The organism is Haemophilus sp. HMSC068C11 (assembly GCF_001815355.1).
In the GTDB taxonomy this organism is placed as follows: domain Bacteria; phylum Pseudomonadota; class Gammaproteobacteria; order Enterobacterales; family Pasteurellaceae; genus Haemophilus_D.
On the sequence record NZ_KV820355.1, the window covers coordinates 1 to 21,087 of the forward strand.

General features: G+C 39.6%; 19 protein-coding genes and 1 rRNA gene. 4 read left to right on the top strand and 16 right to left on the bottom strand.

Annotated elements, in window-relative coordinates; translation table 11 throughout:
• From HMPREF3020_RS01565 to rlmE, 6 genes are all read right to left on the bottom strand, one after another.
• The coding region (locus HMPREF3020_RS01565; protein ID WP_144049843.1) for a prolipoprotein diacylglyceryl transferase at positions 1-531 on the bottom strand (531 nt) is incomplete at its 3' end.
• Positions 532-714: 183 nt separating this feature from the next.
• Positions 715-1,188, bottom strand: a complete 474-nt coding sequence (gene sixA / locus HMPREF3020_RS01570; RefSeq protein WP_070775342.1) for a phosphohistidine phosphatase SixA — start codon at positions 1,186-1,188, stop codon at positions 715-717.
• A gap of 69 nt (positions 1,189-1,257) precedes the next feature.
• A complete protein-coding gene (gene glmM, locus HMPREF3020_RS01575; RefSeq protein ID WP_070775343.1) occupies positions 1,258-2,592 on the bottom strand; it encodes a phosphoglucosamine mutase in 1,335 nt (444 codons plus the stop codon).
• A gap of 76 nt (positions 2,593-2,668) precedes the next feature.
• Positions 2,669-3,496 carry a dihydropteroate synthase gene (gene folP, locus HMPREF3020_RS01580; protein WP_070775344.1) on the bottom strand — a complete coding sequence of 276 codons (828 nt, stop codon included), beginning with the start codon at positions 3,494-3,496 and terminating at the stop codon, positions 2,669-2,671.
• Between the two features lie 114 nt (positions 3,497-3,610).
• Positions 3,611-5,509, bottom strand: coding sequence for an ATP-dependent zinc metalloprotease FtsH (ftsH, locus tag HMPREF3020_RS01585; protein WP_070775345.1), 1,899 nt, complete (start codon positions 5,507-5,509; stop codon positions 3,611-3,613).
• Between the two features lie 92 nt (positions 5,510-5,601).
• Positions 5,602-6,234, bottom strand: coding sequence for a 23S rRNA (uridine(2552)-2'-O)-methyltransferase RlmE (gene rlmE / locus HMPREF3020_RS01590; protein ID WP_070775346.1), 633 nt, complete (start codon positions 6,232-6,234; stop codon positions 5,602-5,604).
• 166 nt (positions 6,235-6,400) lie between these two features.
• On the opposite strand from rlmE, the gene yhbY reads away from it, so the two are divergent.
• Positions 6,401-6,700, top strand: coding sequence for a ribosome assembly RNA-binding protein YhbY (gene yhbY, locus HMPREF3020_RS01595; protein WP_014065444.1), 300 nt, complete (start codon positions 6,401-6,403; stop codon positions 6,698-6,700).
• 32 nt (positions 6,701-6,732) lie between these two features.
• On the opposite strand, the gene greA is transcribed toward yhbY, so the two are convergent.
• Entirely contained in the window at positions 6,733-7,209 is a 477-nt protein-coding gene (gene greA, locus HMPREF3020_RS01600) for a transcription elongation factor GreA (protein ID WP_014065445.1), read from the bottom strand.
• Positions 7,210-7,360: 151 nt separating this feature from the next.
• Between greA and dacB the strand changes: the two genes are divergently transcribed.
• Positions 7,361-8,800, top strand: a complete 1,440-nt coding sequence (dacB, locus tag HMPREF3020_RS01605) for a serine-type D-Ala-D-Ala carboxypeptidase (protein WP_070775347.1) — start codon at positions 7,361-7,363, stop codon at positions 8,798-8,800.
• A gap of 125 nt (positions 8,801-8,925) precedes the next feature.
• Here dacB and purF read toward each other — a convergent pair whose 3' ends face one another.
• From purF to yfbV, 3 genes are all read right to left on the bottom strand, one after another.
• Complete coding sequence (gene purF / locus HMPREF3020_RS01610) at positions 8,926-10,443, bottom strand: amidophosphoribosyltransferase (protein WP_070775348.1); 1,518 nt, start codon at positions 10,441-10,443, stop codon at positions 8,926-8,928.
• 14 nt (positions 10,444-10,457) lie between these two features.
• Positions 10,458-10,949, bottom strand: coding sequence for a CvpA family protein (locus HMPREF3020_RS01615; RefSeq protein WP_005696203.1), 492 nt, complete (start codon positions 10,947-10,949; stop codon positions 10,458-10,460).
• A 104-nt stretch (positions 10,950-11,053) separates the two neighbouring features.
• The gene (yfbV, locus tag HMPREF3020_RS01620) at positions 11,054-11,500 is read right to left on the bottom strand and encodes a terminus macrodomain insulation protein YfbV (protein WP_070775349.1); all 447 of its coding nucleotides are present in this window, start codon (positions 11,498-11,500) and stop codon (positions 11,054-11,056) included.
• Positions 11,501-11,721: 221 nt separating this feature from the next.
• Between yfbV and HMPREF3020_RS01625 the strand changes: the two genes are divergently transcribed.
• Together HMPREF3020_RS01625 and pta are read left to right on the top strand one after the other, a co-directional pair.
• The gene (locus tag HMPREF3020_RS01625; RefSeq protein ID WP_070775350.1) at positions 11,722-12,927 is read left to right on the top strand and encodes an acetate kinase; all 1,206 of its coding nucleotides are present in this window, start codon (positions 11,722-11,724) and stop codon (positions 12,925-12,927) included.
• 64 nt (positions 12,928-12,991) lie between these two features.
• Positions 12,992-14,443, top strand: a complete 1,452-nt coding sequence (gene pta, locus HMPREF3020_RS01630; protein WP_070775351.1) for a phosphate acetyltransferase — start codon at positions 12,992-12,994, stop codon at positions 14,441-14,443.
• A gap of 87 nt (positions 14,444-14,530) precedes the next feature.
• On the opposite strand, the gene rnd is transcribed toward pta, so the two are convergent.
• The 6 genes from rnd to rrf all read right to left on the bottom strand — a co-directional run bounded on the left by rnd (position 14,531) and on the right by rrf (position 20,922).
• Complete coding sequence (gene rnd / locus HMPREF3020_RS01635) at positions 14,531-15,682, bottom strand: ribonuclease D (RefSeq protein WP_070775352.1); 1,152 nt, start codon at positions 15,680-15,682, stop codon at positions 14,531-14,533.
• A gap of 69 nt (positions 15,683-15,751) precedes the next feature.
• Entirely contained in the window at positions 15,752-17,440 is a 1,689-nt protein-coding gene (gene fadD, locus HMPREF3020_RS01640) for a long-chain-fatty-acid--CoA ligase FadD (protein ID WP_049373393.1), read from the bottom strand.
• A gap of 46 nt (positions 17,441-17,486) precedes the next feature.
• Entirely contained in the window at positions 17,487-18,029 is a 543-nt protein-coding gene (locus HMPREF3020_RS01645) for a Slp family lipoprotein (protein WP_049373392.1), read from the bottom strand.
• Between the two features lie 20 nt (positions 18,030-18,049).
• Entirely contained in the window at positions 18,050-18,760 is a 711-nt protein-coding gene (gene tsaB, locus HMPREF3020_RS01650) for a tRNA (adenosine(37)-N6)-threonylcarbamoyltransferase complex dimerization subunit type 1 TsaB (protein WP_070775353.1), read from the bottom strand.
• 2 nt (positions 18,761-18,762) lie between these two features.
• Complete coding sequence (locus HMPREF3020_RS01655) at positions 18,763-20,685, bottom strand: DNA repair helicase YoaA (protein ID WP_070775354.1); 1,923 nt, start codon at positions 20,683-20,685, stop codon at positions 18,763-18,765.
• Between the two features lie 121 nt (positions 20,686-20,806).
• A 5S ribosomal RNA gene (gene rrf / locus HMPREF3020_RS01660) occupies positions 20,807-20,922 on the bottom strand.
• Between the last annotated feature and the right edge of the window lie 165 nt (positions 20,923-21,087).

The following is a 21,087-nucleotide window of genomic DNA, read 5'->3' on the forward strand; positions in this document are numbered from 1 at the left end:
TTCAGCTTTTACTTCAGATGCTTTGTCTTTAACTGCATCTTTTGCTTCAGATGCTTTATGTTCTACCGCTTCTTTTAGTTCAGCAGCCATCTTTTCAACTGCATCATTTGCTTCAGACAATGCACGTTTTGCTTCAGAAACCGCACGTTTTGCTTCTGATACTTTATCTTCAGCTGCATCTTTTAATTCAGCAGCTTTATGCTCTACCGCTGCTTTTACTTCAGCTGCTTTCTCTTCAACAGCGTCTTTTGCTTCAGATACTGCATGTTTTGCTTCTGATACTTTATCGTCGGCTGCATCTTTTATTTCAGCCGCTTTCTCTTCAACTGCATCTTTTGCCTCAGATACTGCATGTTTTGTATCTGATGCCCCACTTGCCACCGCATCTTTAATATAGTGGGCCGCGGAAACTAGGGCATCCTTAACTTGAGTCACAACATTTACTGTTGTATCTTTTGCTTCAGTTGCTTTATTTTCAGTAACTTCTTTTACTTTAGCTACTTTATCTTCAACGGTATTTTCATTTTTCATGGCTACTCTCCTTGTATCATTATGAGGCTAATTTAAGCTACTCATTTATAGCTCATTTTCAGTCTATCAAAAAAATTTTAAAAAAAACACCTAAAAATACACATTTTTATTTAGGTGTTGCTTATTTTTGACTGCTTTTAAAAAGTAAATCATATAAACTTTGTTTTTCGTATTTTAGCCATTCTATTTTGGATAATGGAAAGCTTCAATGGTGCCTTTTTCACCATTCCAGTCAATTTGAACAATCGTTGAGGGATAAAAACTGATTGGATTTCGCTTGCCATAAAGCTCTGAAACAATACTGCCCACTAAAGGTAAATGAGAAACAAGCAAAACACTTTCAACCCCTTGTTTCTGCAAAACAGATAAATAATCTGCTACCAGCGTCGCATTTCCGTAAGGTGTAATCCCACTCCAAGTTTCAACATCATTAAGAATATTGTCTAACGCTGAATTGACGAGCTCAAACGTTTCTTGAGCACGAACATAAGGACTGACAATCACTTTCTGAACTGAAAGTGCAGTTGAATTTAGATGTGTTTTAAGCCATTGACCTTGCGATATTGACTGTTTACGTCCATACTCGGTTAAATGCCGCGCCTCATCTGATGAAGCGACAACTTCAGCTTCCCCATGACGCATAATAAAAATTTTCATATCTTTGCTTTCCTAAAAATAATAAAAGATAAATTTTATGATCAAAAATGGGGGCAAGCCCCCATTCAATTAATTCGCTTTAACTGCTTCTGCAATTTCTTCTGCACATTGTTTTGCAAGTGCGCCGTCTTCACATTCCACCATTACGCGAATAAGTGGTTCAGTACCTGACTTACGCAGTAAAATTCGACCTTTACCTTCTAAGCGTTTTTCCACATCAGCGGCTACCGCTTTTACTGCTTCACTTTCTAATGGATTTGCACCGCCCGCAAAACGAACATTAATCAGCACTTGAGGGAACAATTTCACCGCACTTGCAAGCTCGTTTAATGATAAACGATGTTGAACCATTGCGCTTAATACCGCTAGTGATGCAATAATACCATCACCTGTCGTATTTTTATCAGCAATAATGATATGGCCTGAGTTTTCTCCACCTAATGTCCAGCCATGCTCTACCATTTTTTCTAATACATAACGGTCACCAACGTTAGCGCGTACGAAAGGCACACCTAACATTTTTAAGGCAATTTCTAGACTCATATTACTCATTAATGTGCCTACTACCCCACCTTTTAGCTGACCTGAACGTAAAGCTTCACGAGCAATAATGAATAGGATTTGGTCACCATCCACTTTATTACCTAAGTGATCCACCATCATAATACGGTCGCCATCACCATCATAAGCAAGGCCAACATCCGCTTTAGTTTCAAGCACTTTTTCCTGTAATGCTTTCACATCAGTTGCGCCACATTTCTCATTGATATTAATCCCATTTGGAGTCGCACCAATTTCAATTACTTCCGCACCTAATTCACGTAATACATTTGGTGCAATATGATAGGTCGCACCATTTGCACAATCCACCACAATTTTATAACCATCTAAGCCAAGATGAGCTGGGAATGTACTCTTACAAAATTCAATATAACGGCCTGCCGCATCGTTAATACGACGAGCCTTACCTAATTCAGCTGATTCAACGCAATCTATTGGCTGATCGAGCATGGCTTCAATGGCCTCTTCAATATGGTCCGGTAATTTTGTTCCTTCCGCAGAGAAGAATTTAATTCCATTATCATAGTAAGGATTATGCGATGCAGAAATCACAATGCCTGCTTCTAAACGAAAAGTACGAGTTAAATAAGCCACGGCAGGGGTTGGCATTGGGCCGGTAAATGCTGCAGTTAAGCCAGCTGCAGCTAAACCTGCTTCAAGAGCAGATTCCAACATATAACCTGAAATACGAGTATCTTTTCCGATTAATACTGTGCGAGAACCTTGTGAAGCTAAAACCTTACCCGCAGCCCAACCTAATTTCAATGCGAAATCAGGCGTGATTGGATAAGTACCCACTTTACCGCGTACGCCATCTGTACCAAAATATTTACGATTTGCCATGTTTATTCCTTATTAAATTTGAATAATGATGTTACAGAAACCATTTATTCCACAACATATAAAATCTGTTAGTTGCTTACGCTTCTTGTGTAGCTTGCCATACTTTTAAGGCATCAGCTGTTGCAGCCACATCATGTACGCGTAAAATTGTCGCACCATTTTGTGCAGCAATTAATGCGCCAGCTACACTTCCCACAACACGTTCAGTTACGGGTTTATCTAATATGGCACCAATCATCGATTTACGTGAAAGACCTGCTAAAATGGGATAACCACTTTCACAAAAGTGTGCTAACTGCTGTAAAAGTTTATAGTTATGCTGCACGGTCTTACCAAAACCAAACCCCATATCCCAAATAATATTTTCTTTGGCAATTCCTGCCTCTAGACAAGCTTGAGTCCGAGCCTCTAAAAATTGATAAACATCTTGGACTACATCATCATAATGCGGATTAGTCTGCATTGTGCGCGGCTGTCCTTGCATATGCATGATACAAGTCGGTAAATTCAACTGTCCTGCTATTTCGAGTGCGCCAGGTTCACGTAGAGCACGAATATCATTGATTAAATCCATGCCGACCTTAGCTGCTTCTTGCATCACAATTGCTTTAGAGGTATCCACTGAAATCCAACAATCAAAACGCTTTTGTACGGCTTCAACAAGAGGTATCACTCGCTGCAACTCTTCAGTTTCAGGCACTCCTTCTGCCATTGGTCGAGTTGATTCCCCGCCAATATCAATAATTGTTGCACCTTCTTTGAGCATTTTTTCAACTTGAAATAATGCTTTGTCTAGACTAAAAAACTGTCCGCTATCTGAAAATGAATCGGGCGTGAAATTCAAAATTCCCATAATTTGAGGGAATGATAAATCTAGACATTTGTTATTAGCATAAAGTTTCATAAAGTGCGGTCAATTTTTAAATCAAATTTTAAAGGCTAGATTATAACGGAATATAGTGATGAAAAGAATGACATTATAAATAAAAAAGCCTTCCTAATTAGGAAGGCTTTATTCTTACTCTTCAGAATCTTCTGAATGATTAACCGCACTTTCAGTTGTTTCTTCTTGCGGCTTAGCTTTCGGGCTCATGCCTTTGTTATCTTCCCAACCTGATGGCGGGGTAACAGGCTCACGATTCATCAACTGTTTGATTTGTTCTTCTTCAATGGTTTCATATTTCACTAACGCATCTTTCATGGCGTGAAGAATATCCATATTGTCGATCAGAATCTGTCTTGCTCTCTCGTAGTTACGATTTACAATCGCACGCACTTCTTCATCAATCGCATGCGCCGTTTCATCTGACATATGTTTTGCTTTCGCCATTGAGCGACCTAAGAATACTTCGCCTTCATCTTCGGTATAAAGAATCGGACCGAGTTTATCTGAGAAGCCCCATTGGGTCACCATATTACGTGCAATATTGGTTGCCACTTTAATATCGTTAGATGCACCAGTCGAAATATTTTCTTCACCGTAAATCAAATCTTCTGCTAAACGTCCTGCATAAAGAGTTGAAAGTTTACTTTCTAATTGTTTTTGGCTGATACTAATTTGATCACCTTCAGGCAAGAAGAAAGTCACACCTAATGCGCGGCCACGAGGAATAATCGTGACTTTATGTACAGGATCATGTTCAGGCACTAAGTAACCAACAATGGCATGGGCTGCTTCATGGTACGCTGTTGATTCTTTTTGTTTATCCGTCATGATCATTGTTCGACGTTCAGGTCCCATATTGATCTTATCTTTGGCTTTTTCAAACTCAAGCATCGATACAGTACGTTTATTGCTACGTGCAGCAAATAATGCCGCTTCATTAACCAAGTTCGCTAAATCCGCACCTGAATAACCTGGTGTACCACGAGCAAGTGTCATTGCATCAACATCATCAGCCACAGGGACTTTACGCATGTGAACTTTTAAAATTTGCTCACGACCTTTCACATCCGGTAAACCCACAACAACTTGACGGTCAAAACGGCCTGGACGAGTTAATGCTGGGTCAAGTACATCTGGACGGTTCGTTGCTGCAATAACGATTACGCCTTCGTTACCACCGAAACCATCCATTTCAACTAACATCTGGTTAAGGGTTTGTTCACGCTCATCGTGTCCACCACCTAAACCAGCACCACGTTGGCGACCTACTGCATCGATTTCATCAATAAAGATTAAGCATGGTGCATTTTTCTTCGCTTGCTCGAACATATCACGTACACGAGAAGCACCAACACCCACAAACATCTCCACAAAGTCAGAACCTGAAATGGTAAAGAAAGGTACTTTTGCTTCCCCCGCAATAGCCTTAGCTAATAAAGTTTTACCTGTACCTGGAGGGCCAACCATCAAAATACCTTTTGGAATTTTACCACCCAGGTTTTGGAATTTTTTCGGTTCACGCAAGAAATCGACCACTTCACCGACTTCTTCTTTTGCTTCATCGCAACCTGCAACGTCCGCAAAAGTGACTTTGATTTGGTCTTGGTTCAGCATTTTAGCGCGGCTTTTACCAAAACTCATGGCTTTGCCGCCACCACCTTGCATTTGGCGCATGAAGAAAATCCATACCCCAACAAGGAATAGCATCGGGAACCAAGAAATCAAAATTTGTGATAATAAACTGCGTTTTTCAAAAGGCGTACCTTCGATTTTAACTTTTTTATTTAGTAAGTCATCTAAGAGCTTTTTATCTTCCAACGGTGGCATGACGGTCATATATTTAGAACCGTCATTTTTGGTCACAGTGATTTCATTCGCATCAAAACGTGCTTCTTTCACTTGACTATTACTCACATCATATACAAAAGTTGTGTAATCTGTTGAGTCACTCACGCCATTGGAGTTAAAACTTTGGTAAGCCGTCATCATGACAACTGCAACCACAACCCATAGAACTAGATTTTTGACCATATCGTTCAAGGTTTAACCTGCCTTTCTTAAGTTAATTAAAATAAAACGAAATACTATCTCATCCGTGACACAATGAAAAGCTATCAAAGCAATTATTCGCCTTTATAACCACTCGCTACAATGTAAACTTCACGAGAACGTCCACGAGAGGCCTCTGGCTTACGTACTTTTACTACACTAAACAGTGAACGAATTTCACGCAAATACTCATCGAAGCCTTCTCCCTGGAATACTTTGACCACAAAACTGCCTTTTTTCGCCAAAACTTGCTTACACATATCTAAAGCCAGTTCCACTAAATACATTGCTCGCGGAATATCAACCGATGGCATACCACTAAAATTCGGTGCCATATCGGACATCACTACATCAACTTTAGCTTCCCCAACCCGTTCTAATAATGCATTCAACACGTTTTCATCACGGAAATCGCCTTGTAAAAAATCAACGCCGACAATTGGATTCATGTCCAAAATATCGCACGCAATGACTCTTCCCTTTCCACCGACTTGACTCACGACATATTGTGACCAACCACCTGGAGCAGCACCAAGATCAACTACGGTCATTCCTGGCTTGAACAATTTATCTGTTTGTTGAATCTCATCTAGTTTAAAGTAAGCACGAGAGCGTAATTTTTGCTTGTGTGCTTTCTGAACAAACGGATCTTTAAAATGTTCGTTTAGCCAACGAGAAGAACTCGCTGAACGTTTTTTCTTTCCCATAAACTCTATCTTTTGTACTATTTTTTGTAGTAGTTTCATCTATATTTGGGTACAATCTGTCTAATTCAAGGCTAGACTTACCAAAAAGTGCTGAAAAACCACATTTTTCCTGACCGTTTTTTTTGGTCTCTTCATGACAAATATTCATTTTATTAAAGGATTCCTTATGACAATTTTATCAACAAAACAAAAACAATTTTTAAAAGGACTTGCTCATCACCTTAGTCCTGTCGTCATGCTTGGCGGTAACGGCTTAACCGAAGGGGTATTAGCCGAAATCGATAATGCATTAAATCATCACGAACTCATCAAAGTGAAGATTGCTGGTGCAGATCGTGAAACCAAACAACTTATCATCGATGCGATCGTGCGTGAAACACAATCATCTAACGTTCAAACTATCGGACATATTTTGGTTCTTTATAGACCAAGCGAAGAAGGCAAAATACAGCTGCCTCGTAAATAATTGTTATCCCCTCAATTTGAGGGGATGTTTTTTTAGATGTAATTAACTTCAATAATCTCGAACTCAACCGTTCCACCTGGTGTGGTGATATTCACGGTATCATCCAACTCTTTGCCTATCAAACCACGGGCAATCGGTGAATTCACAGAAATCAAACCTGATTTAATATCTGCCTCATCATCACCTACGATTTGATAAGTCACTTCTTCATCGGTATCGGTATTCACTAATACAACTGTAGCACCAAAAATAACTTTACCGTTATTAGGTAATTTAGTGACATCGATAACCTGACAATTTGCAAGTTTGCCTTCAATCTCTTGAATACGTCCCTCGCAAAAACCTTGTTGCTCACGCGCGGCGTGATATTCTGCATTTTCTTTTAAGTCGCCGTGCTCACGTGCTTCAGCTATCGCCTTGATAATTTCTGGGCGACGCTCATTTTTTAAGAAATCTAATTCTTCTCGTAATAACTCCGCACCGCGCACGGTCATTGGAATTTGTTTCATTCTTTTTCCTTGAAATTTGGTAAAAACAAAACCACGACAACGTCTTGCAACCTTGCCGTAGCCAATGAAAAATAAAAAATGATTTACTCAATTGAGTTCGGGGCTTATTATTATCCGTCTTAAGAAAAATAGCAACTAGAACAGTACAAAAATGAGTAAAAAATCTTCCATTTCGACCGCACTTAAAGCGGCATTTATCACTCTCGGATTTTCTTTTTCTTCTATGGCTGAAGTTGATGTCACTTCAATCACCCAATATTTACCGGAAGGTGCATCGGCTGGCATCATTGCCAAAAACCTCAATAAAGATCAAATTATCGCCGATTACAATGGTTCAACCTTTATGTTGCCAGCCAGTACTCAAAAGGTCTTTACCGCTGTAGCGGCTAAATTGGTATTAGGTGATGCCTTCCAGTTTGAAACCTCACTTTTAAGTAACGGAAAAATTCAGAATAATACCTTAGAAGGCGATCTTGTTGTGCAATTTACTGGCGACCCCGATCTCACCAGTGGACAACTTTACACCCTACTCGCTAATTTAAAAAATCAAGGTATTCAGAAAATTAATGGCGATCTCGTGTTAGATACCTCTGTATTTGCGAGCCACGACCGTGGGTTAGGTTGGATTTGGAACGATCTCACCATGTGCTTTAACTCTCCTCCAGCAGCGGCAAATATCGATAATAACTGTTTCTATGCAGAACTGGATGCGAATCAACCTGTAGGTGAAACCGTAAAAATTAACGTTCCTGCACAATTCCCGATTCAAGTTTTCGGACAAGTGTATATTGCAGATCAGCAAGAATCTGGTTATTGCCAGTTAGATGTGGTGGTTCATGACAATAATCGCTATCAAGTTAAAGGCTGTATTGCGCGTCAAGCAAAACCTTTTGGGCTCAGTTTTGCTGTACAAGACCCGGATGCCTACGCGGCGGCAATTATTCAACGCCAACTAAAACGTCTTGGCATCGAATTTACAGGTAAAGTAAAACAACCTCAAAAACCACAGCAAGGGCAAAAACTCGCACAGCATTTATCCAAACCACTGCCTGAGTTATTGAAAAAAATGATGAAAAAATCAGATAACCAGATTGCAGATGCTTTATTTAGAGCGGTAGCCTACAACTACTATAAACGCCCGGCTTCATTCCAATTAGGTACATTGGCGGTTAAATCAGTATTACAAAAACAAGGCATTAAATTTGGCAATAGCATTTTAGCAGATGGTTCTGGCCTTTCTCGTCACAATTTAGTTGCACCAAAAACTATGCTTTCTGTTTTAGAATACATCGCTAAAAATGAAGATACACTGCATTTAATGGAAACTTTCCCGATTGCAGGTGTAGATGGCACCATCAGCGGACGCGGCGGCTTAATTAATCCACCATTGGTTAAAAATGTCATTGCGAAAACAGGCTCATTAAAAGGCGTTTATAACCTTGCTGGTTTTATGACCAATGCGCGAGGTGAAAAAGTGGCTTTCGTTCAATTTATCAATGGTTACTCCACTGGCGATTTAGAAAGTAAAACGAAACGCGCTCCACTTGTGCAATTTGAAAGTACACTTTATAACGATTTTTATAAAGACTAAAACACATTAAAAAATAACCGCACTTCAAATATATCAAGTGCGGTCATTTTTTTCTTCGTTTTAAATTAAAAAGAAAAAGCATCAAACTCTTCATCGAATTTGGCGCTTTATACTTTTAGACTGTTTTATCCTTCATTATGGATTTCGAGATTAGTCGCATCTTTTTCCCGTTTTTTCTTTGCTGAATCATTACGTTGAGAAGCGATGCTATCGAGATATTCCGGAGTGATATCGCCAGTGATATATTCGCCAGTAAAGACAGAACAATCAAAGCCTTGAATCGCTGGATTTTCTTGACGCACTGATTCAGTTAGCGCTTCAAGAGCTTGGAAGATCAATTTATCCACTCCAATCAATTTCGCAATTTCATCAACATTACGGCCATAGGCAATGAGTTCTTGTTTTGTTGGCATATCGATGCCGTACACATTCGGGTAACGAATTTCTGGTGCAGCTGATGCAAAGTAAATTTTCTTCGCTCCCGCTGCTCTAGCCATAGTCACGATTTGTTCGGATGTTGTTCCACGAACAATGGAATCATCAACCAACAATACATTTTTATCTTTAAATTCAGCTTTAATCGTATTGAGCTTACGGCGAACTGAACTAATACGTTGTGCTTGCCCAGGCATAATAAACGTACGGCCAACATAGCGGTTTTTAACAAAGCCTTGACGATAAGGTTTGTCTAAAAATTTTGCAATCTGTAACGCTATATCCGTTGAAGTTTCAGGTACAGGAATCACCACATCAATGTTGTCTACTTCATCAGCCCATTCTTTTGCAATTTTTTTACCTAAATATTCGCCCATGTGAACACGTGCCGCATAAACAGACACACCATCTATCGTCGAATCTGGGCGAGCAAAATACACGTATTCAAAAATGCACGGATTTAAGACTGCACTTTCGGCACATTGCTCGGCATAAAGTTTGCCATCAAAGGTCACATAAATAGCTTCACCAGGCGCAACATCTCGTACAAATTCAAAACCAGCTACGTCTAACGCGACACTTTCAGAAGCAAACATATATTCTACTGAGCCATTTTCTTCACGCTGACCTAGCACTAATGGGCGAATACCAAAAGGATCGCGAAATGCCACCATACCATGTCCAATAATCATGGCTAAGCATGCATAGGCACCACGGATATCTTTATGTGTGGCACGAACAGCATCAAAAATGTCTTCTGGATCGAGATGGTATTTATTAATTCTGTCTAGGTGGTTGGCGAGAATATTAAGAAGAAGCTCTGAATCAGAATTAGTGTTCACATGGCGGCGTTCTTCTTTGAATAATTTATCTTTTAATTCGGCTGAGTTGGTTAAGTTACCATTGTGAACGAGGGTTAAACCATAAGGTGAGTTAACATAGAAAGGCTGAGCTTCAGATACACTTGAACTGCCGGCTGTTGGATAACGTACATGTCCGAGGCCTGCATGACCTTGTAAACGTAACATATGTTCTTGTCTGAATACATCGCTTACAAGACCATTAGCCTTACGCAAACGAAAGCGATTTTCATCATCTATTGTGACAATCCCCGCCGCATCTTGACCTCGATGCTGTAATAACGTTAATGCTGCATAAATGGATTCATTAACCGGATTTTGGCTAACGATACCGACAATTCCACACATACTGATTGACTACCTTATTGTTTAAAAGTTGAGTTTAAAAAACTAGAACTTGCTTGTAGTTGTTGGAAGAACCATTCAATAATGAAGCCGAAATGAGGAATTAATTTTGATTCTTTCCACCAATCGGTTTGTTCAAAGTTAGTGAAGGTATCCAAGAAGAATAAGATCGCAGCAACGATTAACGCCCCACGAATTAAGCCAAATGCCGCACCGAGAACACGATCTGTTCCGGTAAGTCCTGTTTTATCCACTAATTGGCTAATCACATAATTAACAATGCCGCCTACAATTAAGGTTAAAACAAATAAAATGCCGATTGCTGTGCCGTTACGCACGTAGTCAGATTCGATTTGAGTAAGATAAGTGGCGAGATAAGGATAAAATTGGCTAGCGACAATAAATGCAACGACCCAACTTGCAAGGGACATCACCTCTCGCACAAACCCACGTAATAAACTCACGATAATCGAAAATGCGATGATGCCAATGATAATGTAATCAATCATTAAATAGTCTCTCAATTAAAAAGGGTCGCCATTGCGACCGCAGTATTTTACATAAAAAACAACAAAAGGAAAACGTTTGCGTCAATTAAATTTGGAGCCATTGACTAGATTTCCTGCCAAAATGCTTTGTCTAATTTTTGCTGTGCCTTTTGTAGTACTTCTGCCAAGTGCTGATATGTCGGTTTATCTTGCACAGTTGGCAAACTTTCATGTTGTTTTCTTAAACGTTCACTAATCTCATAAAACCACTGAGAACTTTGCGGTTCTAACGGTGATTTTGCACGTATTCCCAACCAGTATAAGCCTTGCAATGGCATCACTAACGCACAAAGTGCGCTCAAAATAGCAATCGCTAATGCAGTAAGATCTGTCTTGGCATAAAGCTGTTGCCAAACCACCGAAAATACCGCCATAAAAGGCATGAACTTTTGTGCAAATTTCGTGGCTTTAATAATGCGATTTTCGGGAAAAATAATGCCGAGTTTCGCTTCTAATGGCCACGTTTGCAAATATATTTGCCCTCGTTTTAAGGTTGAAAAAAATGATGACATAAAAACATCCTAGAAAATAACCGCACTTATAATACTCTAGTTTAGGTTTAATTGTCATCCTTAACTAGAAACTGTTGGAATTTTCAACTTTTCTAATAAAAGATCGTATTTTTCCCCTCCAGTTAATTTATTTTATACGCCAAAAGGTGTATTCTATGCAAGATTTGTAGTCTGTTCTTTTGAATGGATTTTTATTAACCTCAATCAAAAATAGGGTTCCTATGTCAAAACTTGTTCTCATCCTTAACTGTGGTAGTTCTTCATTAAAATTTGCAATCCTTGATCCTGCAACAGGTGAAGAAAAATTATCAGGCTTAGCTGAAGCATTTTACCTTCCTGAAGCTCGTATTAAGTGGAAAATTAACGGTGAAAAAGGTAGCGCAGATTTAGGTGCTGGTGCAGCGCACACTGAAGCGCTTAATTTCATCGCGTCAAACATTATGACTGATGAGCTTAAAAACTCTATCACCTCGATTGGTCACCGTATCGTTCACGGTGGTGAGAAATACACCCAATCTGTTGTTGTAACAGATGAAGTGGTTAAAGGTATTGAAGATGCTGCACAATTTGCACCACTTCACAACCCTGCTCACTTAATCGGTATCCGTGAAGCATTCAAAACATTCCCACACTTAAAAGATAAGAACGTTGTCGTATTTGATACAGCATTCCACCAAACTATGCCTGAAGAAGCATACTTATATGCACTTCCATACTCACTTTACAAAGAACACGGCGTACGTCGCTACGGTGCACACGGTACCAGTCACTACTTCGTTTCTCGTGAAGTCGCTGAATTCGTAGGCAAACCAGCAGACCAAGTAAACGCAATTATCTGTCACTTAGGTAACGGTGGTTCTGTTTCTGTGGTTCGTCATGGTAAATGTATCGACACATCTATGGGTTTAACCCCGTTAGAAGGTTTAGTCATGGGAACTCGTTGTGGTGACATCGACCCAGCTATCGTTTTCTACCTATACAAAAACTTAGGCATGTCAATGGATCAAATCGAAGAGACTTTAGTGAAAAAATCAGGTCTTTTAGGTTTAACTGAAGTAACAAGCGACTGTCGCTATGCAGAAGATAACTATGATGATGCTTCTAAACCAGAAGCAAAACGTGCATTAGATGTTTACAGCTACCGTTTAGCAAAATACATCGGTGCATACATGGCAGTTTTAGGTGACGATCACTTAGATGCCATCGCATTTACAGGTGGTATCGGTGAAAACTCTGCTCACGTTCGTGAATTAGCGTTAGGCCACTTAAAATTATTCGGCATCAAATTAGACAAAGAACGCAACCTTGCTGCTCGCTTTGGTAAATCAGGCGTGATCACTGCTGATGACTCTGCATTCAAAGCAATCGTTCTTCCAACTAACGAAGAATTAGTGATTGCACAAGATACAGCACGTTTAGCGGGCTAATCAACTTCCTTCAAACCTGCTGAGAAATCAGCAGGTTTTTTCATTCATTAAAAGGTATATCAAAATGACTAAAGCAGTTATTCTTATTCCAACTAGCGCAGAAGCAAATTTAGCGGCAGCATTAGACGCAGCTAAAACAACAGGCGCTGTCGTATTCAATGCAGTAGAAGATGTAAAAGCCGCTCAAGCATTAATCGCAAATAATCAAAAAGACGTGTTATTAGAAAAAATCGTTGCTGATTTCCAAGCATTAAATGCAAATTTAGTGGTTGTTAAAGGTGTTCAACCTTCATCTCAAGCGCCTTTTGCAAATAGCTTAAACTTTGCAATTGCACAAACCTTAGATGCACAAATTATCTTAGTAGCAAACAATGAAGAAGGTACATTAGTAGAAGCCGTTGCTTCAGAATTTGGCGGTGTGAACAACGCTGACATCTTAGGTGTATTTGGTGCGCAAGCCAGCAAAATTAAAGCCTTAGATGCACAAACATTAGCTGCGGCAATTTCTGCACCACTTGCTCGTGAAGCACGTATTTCTCCAGCAGCATTCCGTTTCAAATTAACTGACTTAGCACGCAAAGCAGGTAAAACTATCGTATTACCAGAAGGTGATGAACCTCGTACCGTTAAAGCGGCGGCTATCTGTGCTGAACGTGGTATCGCAAAATCAGTATTATTAGCGGATCCTGAATCAGTGAAAAAAGTCGCAGCAGAACAAGGCGTGACTTTAGGTGCTGACGTAACGATCATCAATCCAGCTGACGTACGTGAAAACTACGTTGCTCGTTTAGTTGAATTACGTAAATCTAAAGGCTTAACCGAAGAACAAGCTCGTGCACAATTAGAAGACACCGTTGTATTAGGTACGATGATGTTAGAAGCGGGCGAAGTAGATGGTTTAGTCTCTGGTGCCGTTCACACCACTGCAAATACCATTCGTCCACCGATGCAAATCATCAAAACAGCACCAGGTAGCTCAATTATCTCGTCTGTATTCTTTATGTTATTACCAGACCAAGTATTAGTATATGGTGACTGTGCAGTAAACCCAGAACCAACCGCTGAACAACTTGCTGAAATCGCAATTCAATCCGCTGAATCGGCAAAAGCATTTGGTTTAAATCCGAAAGTCGCAATGCTTTCTTACTCAACCGGTACTTCTGGTTCAGGTCAATCTGTAGAGAAAGTGAAAGAAGCTACCCGTATTGCACAAGAAAAACGTCCTGATTTATTAATCGACGGTCCATTACAATACGATGCAGCGGTAATGAAAGATGTGGCCGCTTCTAAAGCACCAAACTCTAAAGTGGCTGGTCAAGCAAACGTGTTTGTATTCCCTGATATCAACGCAGGTAACATCGGCTATAAAGCGGTACAACGTTCTGCAGATTTAGTCGCTGTAGGTCCAATGCTTCAAGGTATGCGTAAACCGGTTAATGACTTATCTCGTGGTGCATTAGTAGATGATATCATCTACACCATCGCATTAACCGCAATCCAAGCAACTCAAGCTTAATTAAAGTCTTTGTTGTAAAACACTAAATAAAATAACCGCACTTTTGATAACTCAAAGTGCGGTTATTTTTAGGATTGTTTTTAATGACTACTCTACGGATTTTAAGTATTCAACCAGCTTCAAGCCAATCTCTCTTCGCCACCCTAAAAGTAAATCGGGCTGTTTTGCCATATCTTCATTTTTTAACCAGACCCATTTAATGAGATCTTCTAAATTTCGTTTACTCGCCAGAATATCGAGGGTTAATCCTTTTGGGGTCAGTTCATAGGCTTTTTCTTGTAACAATCGAATTGCCTTTTTATAACGAGGATCATCCACAATACGCACTAAGCGTTTAGGGTAATCATAAGGGGAAATTCGGCGGCTTTGTGCTAACAATTGAAGCATCTTTTTGCCGCGTACACGCACTTCATTTTCAGATAATCCAAGCGCTAGCATTTCTGATGTATTACGAGGATTATTTTTTGCTACTTTCCAAAGGTTGTCAGATTTCACCACATAAGAAAGGGCTAAGTTTCGCGCCATTGCCGTTTCTTGTCGCCACTTTGCCAATAGCTGTAAACGCGCTAATTCGAGCGGATTCAATTTCCAAACATTCGGAATCTCTAAATAGGCTTTGTTTGGATCGCGATCATCTAATTTACTGGTTTTCGAGATCGCAAGCTGGCAATCATCAATTACGGCTTGAAGCCAAGGTGATTGCGCTAATTCTATTTGCATTTTTTGATAGACCGGCAATAAGTACCATACATCCCCTGCAGCATATTGTAGCTGTACGGGGGAAAGTGGACGTTTTAGCCAATTTGTACGCGTTGCCCCTTTATCCATTTCAACGCCCAAATAATGCAACACAAGTTTAGCCAAGCCCGCTGAATTAGCAAAACCCAGAAAACGAGCCATAATTTGCGTATCCATCATAGGTTGTGGAAGTGCATCAAACTCTTGCAAGAAAACCAATAAATCTTCATTACAAGCATGCAAAATTTTTGTCACCTGCTGATCGCGTAATAATTCTACAAAAGGTGAAAAATCAGTGATGGATAAAGGATCGATCAATGAAACACGTTCACCATCATAAAGTTGAATTAATCCTAATTTAGGATAATAGGTCGATACCCGCATAAATTCAGTATCTAAAGCGACCGCACTTTGCTGACGAGCTAACTGACAAACCTGAGCCAGTTCTTCATTATTTTGAATTAACGTAAAGTGCGGTTGATTTTGGCATTCTTTTATCATTGTAATAGGATGTATTTTCAAATAGAGGTACAGACTAAACAGGGATATGAACACATATCCCTGATTTAATTAATGTTGCGCGCGTTTTGCTATTTCTTCATCACGCAGTATGCGTCGTAAAATTTTGCCTACATTACTTTTCGGCAATTCATCGCGAAACTCAATATCTTTCGGGACTTTATAACCTGTGAGATGTTGTCTGCAATGCTGGCGTAATTCATCACGCGTGAGGCTATCATCTTTCTTCACAACGAAGATTTTAATGGTTTCTCCTGACACTTCGTGTGGCACGCCGATAGCGACCACTTCAGCGACTTTATAATTTAGCATCACCACATCTTCGATTTCATTTGGATAAACGTTGAAGCCTGAAACTAAGATCATGTCTTTTTTGCGGTCAACAATACGGAGGCTATAGCTCTCGTCCATAATGACGATGTCACCCGTTGCCATCCAGCCATCTTTAAGCACTTCAGCTGTCGCTTCAGGACGTTGCCAATACCCACGCATGACTTGTTCACCTTTAACCCAAAGCTCTCCGGCTTCACCAAGTTGTGCTTCTGAGCCATCATCTTTGATAATTTTAATATCAGTATTTGGAACCGGTACACCGATTGTACCATTGTGTTTCACCACATTAATCGGACAAGCGGCAATTAGCGGTGAGCATTCTGTCATGCCGTAACCTTCAATAATGTTACAGCCGGTTAAATCATGCCAACGTGTTGCGACTGATTGTTGGATCGCCATACCGCCGCCAACAGAAAGTTTTAATCGTGAAAAATCCACTTCTTTGAAATTTTCATTATTAAGCAGCGCATTAAACAAGGTATTTACCCCTGTAATCGCTTCAAAACGATATTTTTTGAGCTCTTTAACAAAACCATCAATATCACGTGGATTCGTAATTAAGAGCGCAGTCACGCCAAGCTCCAAGAAAAGTAAACAGTTTACCGTTAAGGCAAAAACATGATAAAGCGGTAAAGCCAGTACGGCAACGCGTTGCTTAGCATGATCGCCAATAAATGGCTCTGCAATCCACTTCGCTTGGAAAATATTGGTAATAATATTGCCATGTGTCAGCATAGCGCCCTTAGCAACACCTGTCGTTCCGCCTGTATATTGTAAGAAAGCTAGATCTTCACGATCTACTTGAGGACGAACGTATTGGCGAAATTTACCAATACTCAATACTTCACGGAAAGTGACGGCATTCGGTAATTTATATTTTGGCACTAACTTTTTAACGTATTTCACCACAAAATTGACCAAATTACGCTTACCAAAAGAAAGCTGATCGCCCATTCTTGTTAAAATAACGTGCTTCACTTTAGTATTAAATACAATTTTTTCTAAGGTTGAAGCAAAGTTTGAAACCACAACAATGGCTGTTGCGCCGCTATCTTGTAACTGATGTTCTAATTCACGTGGGGTATAAAGTGGATTTACGTTTACCACAACTAAACCCGCACGTAAAATACCGAAAAGCGCAATAGGATATTGCAACAAATTCGGCATCATTAATGCAACACGCTCACCACGTTCTAACTTCAATTCATTTTGTAAATAAGCGGCAAATGCACGGCTACGCTCTTCTAATTTACGAAATGTTAAAACCTGCCCCATGTTGATATAGGCGGGACGGTCTGGGTGCTCACGAATTGCTTTATCTAAAATATCGAGAATAGAATCATACTTGGATGTATCCAGCGTGGTAGGTGAACCTTCTGGATAATTTTGAAACCAAACTTTTTCCATTTTTTATCCTTATTCTTTGGAAAATTTTCTTAATTTTATCATGTAGTTAATAGAGATAATAGCGAATTTCAGGCTCGCCATACCAATAATACGGTCGTCTACCGAAAAAGCCCCAATCATCCCACATATCATCTGGATAATAATAACTTTGTGAAAGCTTCCAGACACGATAATGATTGGTTTTAATAACCGGATAAATATAGTTGGCTTGATCAACCTTGCCTTGTTCTGTTTTCAGTAAGGTACCACCAATTGTAATAAATTGATCTTTTAAGCTTTCTGGCTCCACAAAACCATCAAGATAAGTGATAAAACGTCCATTAGGCTGTTCATCAATCATAGGTTTTGCTGAGGTTGCATAAACTGGATAGCTTAATACTTCAATTTTAGTTTTATTCGGCAAGGCCTGTGCGGTTAATACTTTTCCACCCAAACGTATTGATTTGCACTGACAGCTATAATCACTCTGTTGAATTGAAGATAATGATTTTAAAGTAAACTGCTCTTTTTCCAGCCCTTTCGGTGCATTGACACATCCCACTAATGTGGCCGAAAGTGCGGTCAAAACTAAGATCGTTTTTTTATTCATCTTCAACTCCTTTTTGAAAATTATTCACGCCCAGGTAATTTTTTCCAAGTTACTTCATTACGCAAATAAACAGGTTCAATTTCTAAGGCGGATATGACTTTATTCTGAGCATAATCTGTTAAAGCAAGCTCAAGCATATATTGTGCAGAAGGTAAAATAATATCACTCCCTTCTAAACCACTGTCTTTAAATTGAGGATACGCAGCCCAACCAGTGCCGACTCGATAGGCGGTTAAATCTGAAAATTGCTCAAGTACTTTTTCTGGTTGGCAAACTTGTTCTTCAATGACAGGGTTCCATTGGAAAAACTCACCCAATTCTGACCGCACTTTTTCTCGTTTTACTTGAGAAAAATAAACTTCATTCATTCTCGCATCAATGGCTGCTGCCACATTTTCAGCTTGATGTAATTCAAATGCGGCCTGAGCCATTGCTGTTAAATTTGATACCGCAATAACAGGTAAATCAGCACCAAATGCAAGCCCTTGAGCAATCCCTGCACCGACACGAACACCAGTAAAACTACCTGGGCCACGTCCAAATGCTAACGCATCCACTTGTTTCAAATTGATACCTGAATTGGCAAGTAACTCATCAACCATTGGAAGAATACGTTTTGTGTGTGTACGTTGTGCTAATTCATCTAAATTTGTTTTTTCGCCTTTATGCCAAAGTGCAACAGAACAGGCTTCTGTTGAAGTATCAAGCGCTAATAAAGTGATATTTTTCATTATTAATCCATTTTCTCATTTTGTAAGAATTGTACCACTTTGTTGAGATCTCGGGTACGGGTTGAATTAGGTAAACTTTTTAGAAAGGTTTCGCCGTAATTTCGCATTACAAGACGATTATCACAAATAATTACCGCACCACGATCTGTTACATCTCGAATTAGACGCCCTACACCTTGTTTCAGCGTAATAACCGCTTCAGGGATCTGTATATCATTAAATGGATCGCCACCTTGTAATCGGCAATCTTCAATACGTGCTTTTAGTAAAGGTTCATCTGGTGCGGTAAAAGGCAATTTATCAATAATGACTAAGGAAAGGGCATCACCACGGACATCCACACCTTCCCAAAAGCTAGAGGTGGCAACCAATACACTATGGGTTTCATGAATAAATTGTTCGAGTAATTTTGCTTTAGGCATTTCACCTTGCAATAAGATAGAAAGCTCACTATTTTCTCTAAAATACTCTGCCAAGCCTCTCATCATTAAATAGGAAGTACAAAGCACAAAGCATCGCCCTTTATTCGCTTTAATGATAGGTAACAACATTTCACCAAGAGATTGTAACGTATTATTTTGATTCGTTGCTGGTAAATAACGCGGCACGCAAAGTAGCGATTGATTAGGATAATCAAAAGGACTGTGAAGAATTTTTTGTTCTGCTTGCTCAATACCAAGTCGCTGACAGAAATGATTAAAAGTGCCGCCAACTTCAAGCGTCGCCGAGGTGAAAATCCAAGCGGCTTCTTTATTATTTAGCTGTTCACCAAATTTATCTGCGACAGTAAGTGGCGTAATATGTAAACCAAATTGTCGCCCCATACTTTCGTACCAATAACAATAGCCTACAATAGCCGTATCACAAAGACGAATTAATTGATTCTTGATACTTTCAGTACGTTCAAAAATACTATCCAAAGTCTGAGAACGACCTAATGCAATCTTGATAACTTCAGAAAGAAACTCAATTTTTTCTTGTAATAATTCAACCGATTTTTTGACCGCACTTTGTTTAAATAGCTCACGCCAATTTCCTCGCTGATTTCCTTCACCAAGAAGAAGACGGAAATCCTGAATAACTTTAAGCAAAGTATCTGCCGTTGTACCCAGCTGTGGCATATCTTTCAATTCTGTTCGATAAACAATATTGACATCTTTACATAAATCAAATAACTGGCGAGAGGTTAATGATTGACCAAAATACTGGCTTGCAATATCGGGAAGTTGATGTGCTTCGTCAAAGATGATGACTTCTGCATTGGGAATAAGCTCACCAAAGCCACTTTCTTTTACCGCCATATCAGCAAAGAAAAGGTGATGATTTACAACAACGAGATCTGCATTTAACGCTTTTTTACGAGCTTGTGCTACATAGCATTCAGCGTAGTTAGGGCAATCTGTTCCCAAACAACTTTCTGCTGTACTCGTCAATTGAGGCAAAATTGGGCTATCTTCAGCCAATTCAATACATTCTGTTAAATCACCTGTTTTCGTTGCATTATTCCATTTTCTTACTTTACTTAAATCGGCTAAAACAGATTTATCACCAAGCACACCTTGAGCAATAACTTGATCCAGACGCTCCAAACATAAATAATTGGATCGCCCTTTCAATAACGCAATTTTTCCAGAATAATTTAAGGCTTTTTTTATGGCTGGAAGATCTCTTGAAAAGAGTTGATCTTGTAGATTTTTAGAGCCAGTTGAGATAATCGTTTTCTTTCCTGCAATTAGTGCCGGAGCTAAATAAGCAAAAGTCTTTCCAGTACCTGTTCCAGCTTCTACAACAAGCGAGTGCTTATTTTGAATAGCATATCCTACAGATTGAGCCATTTCGAGTTGTTCTGCTCGTGGCTTAAATCCTTTGATATTCTTACTCAATTCGCCATCACTGGAAAAGATCTTACTTATCTGTTTTTTCATAATTATTGCTATCTAGAAATAGGCGAAGATTTTATCATTATTAGACTCATTTATATATGAATTCTAATATTTTATATAAAACAAAAACCCCAAGCCATTCAGCTCGGGGTTCACATTCAGTACCTGGCGGTGTCCTACTCTCACATGGGGAAGCCCCACACTACCATCGGCGCATCGGCGTTTCACTTCTGAGTTCGGTATGGGGTCAGGTGGGACCACCGCTCTATCGCCGCCAGGATTATTCCTTTAATAACTCCTTCTATCTCTTTCTGCTCTCACTATCTCTAGTGCTCACAACCAAACAAGCTGATTAAACCTAAAAACTTTCTCTTTCGTCTTTGAGTTTTTTTATTTTAGTCTTACAACCTCAAAAACCCTTGAGCGTTGTATAGTTAAGCCTCT

What these genes read in the sequence shown, in the direction of transcription:
- sixA (WP_070775342.1), bottom strand. Translation starts at nt 1,188, where the DNA reads ATGAAAATTTTTATTATGCGTCATGGGGAAGCTGAAGTTGTCGCTTCA.
- glmM (WP_070775343.1), bottom strand. Translation starts at nt 2,592, where the DNA reads ATGGCAAATCGTAAATATTTTGGTACAGATGGCGTACGCGGTAAAGTG.
- folP (WP_070775344.1), bottom strand. Translation starts at nt 3,496, where the DNA reads ATGAAACTTTATGCTAATAACAAATGTCTAGATTTATCATTCCCTCAA.
- ftsH (WP_070775345.1), bottom strand. Translation starts at nt 5,509, where the DNA reads ATGGTCAAAAATCTAGTTCTATGGGTTGTGGTTGCAGTTGTCATGATG.
- rlmE (WP_070775346.1), bottom strand. Translation starts at nt 6,234, where the DNA reads ATGGGAAAGAAAAAACGTTCAGCGAGTTCTTCTCGTTGGCTAAACGAA.
- yhbY (WP_014065444.1), top strand. Translation starts at nt 6,401, where the DNA reads ATGACAATTTTATCAACAAAACAAAAACAATTTTTAAAAGGACTTGCT.
- greA (WP_014065445.1), bottom strand. Translation starts at nt 7,209, where the DNA reads ATGAAACAAATTCCAATGACCGTGCGCGGTGCGGAGTTATTACGAGAA.
- dacB (WP_070775347.1), top strand. Translation starts at nt 7,361, where the DNA reads ATGAGTAAAAAATCTTCCATTTCGACCGCACTTAAAGCGGCATTTATC.
- purF (WP_070775348.1), bottom strand. Translation starts at nt 10,443, where the DNA reads ATGTGTGGAATTGTCGGTATCGTTAGCCAAAATCCGGTTAATGAATCC.
- HMPREF3020_RS01615 (WP_005696203.1), bottom strand. Translation starts at nt 10,949, where the DNA reads ATGATTGATTACATTATCATTGGCATCATCGCATTTTCGATTATCGTG.
- yfbV (WP_070775349.1), bottom strand. Translation starts at nt 11,500, where the DNA reads ATGTCATCATTTTTTTCAACCTTAAAACGAGGGCAAATATATTTGCAA.
- HMPREF3020_RS01625 (WP_070775350.1), top strand. Translation starts at nt 11,722, where the DNA reads ATGTCAAAACTTGTTCTCATCCTTAACTGTGGTAGTTCTTCATTAAAA.
- pta (WP_070775351.1), top strand. Translation starts at nt 12,992, where the DNA reads ATGACTAAAGCAGTTATTCTTATTCCAACTAGCGCAGAAGCAAATTTA.
- rnd (WP_070775352.1), bottom strand. Translation starts at nt 15,682, where the DNA reads ATGATAAAAGAATGCCAAAATCAACCGCACTTTACGTTAATTCAAAAT.
- fadD (WP_049373393.1), bottom strand. Translation starts at nt 17,440, where the DNA reads ATGGAAAAAGTTTGGTTTCAAAATTATCCAGAAGGTTCACCTACCACG.
- HMPREF3020_RS01645 (WP_049373392.1), bottom strand. Translation starts at nt 18,029, where the DNA reads ATGAATAAAAAAACGATCTTAGTTTTGACCGCACTTTCGGCCACATTA.
- tsaB (WP_070775353.1), bottom strand. Translation starts at nt 18,760, where the DNA reads ATGAAAAATATCACTTTATTAGCGCTTGATACTTCAACAGAAGCCTGT.
- HMPREF3020_RS01655 (WP_070775354.1), bottom strand. Translation starts at nt 20,685, where the DNA reads ATGAAAAAACAGATAAGTAAGATCTTTTCCAGTGATGGCGAATTGAGT.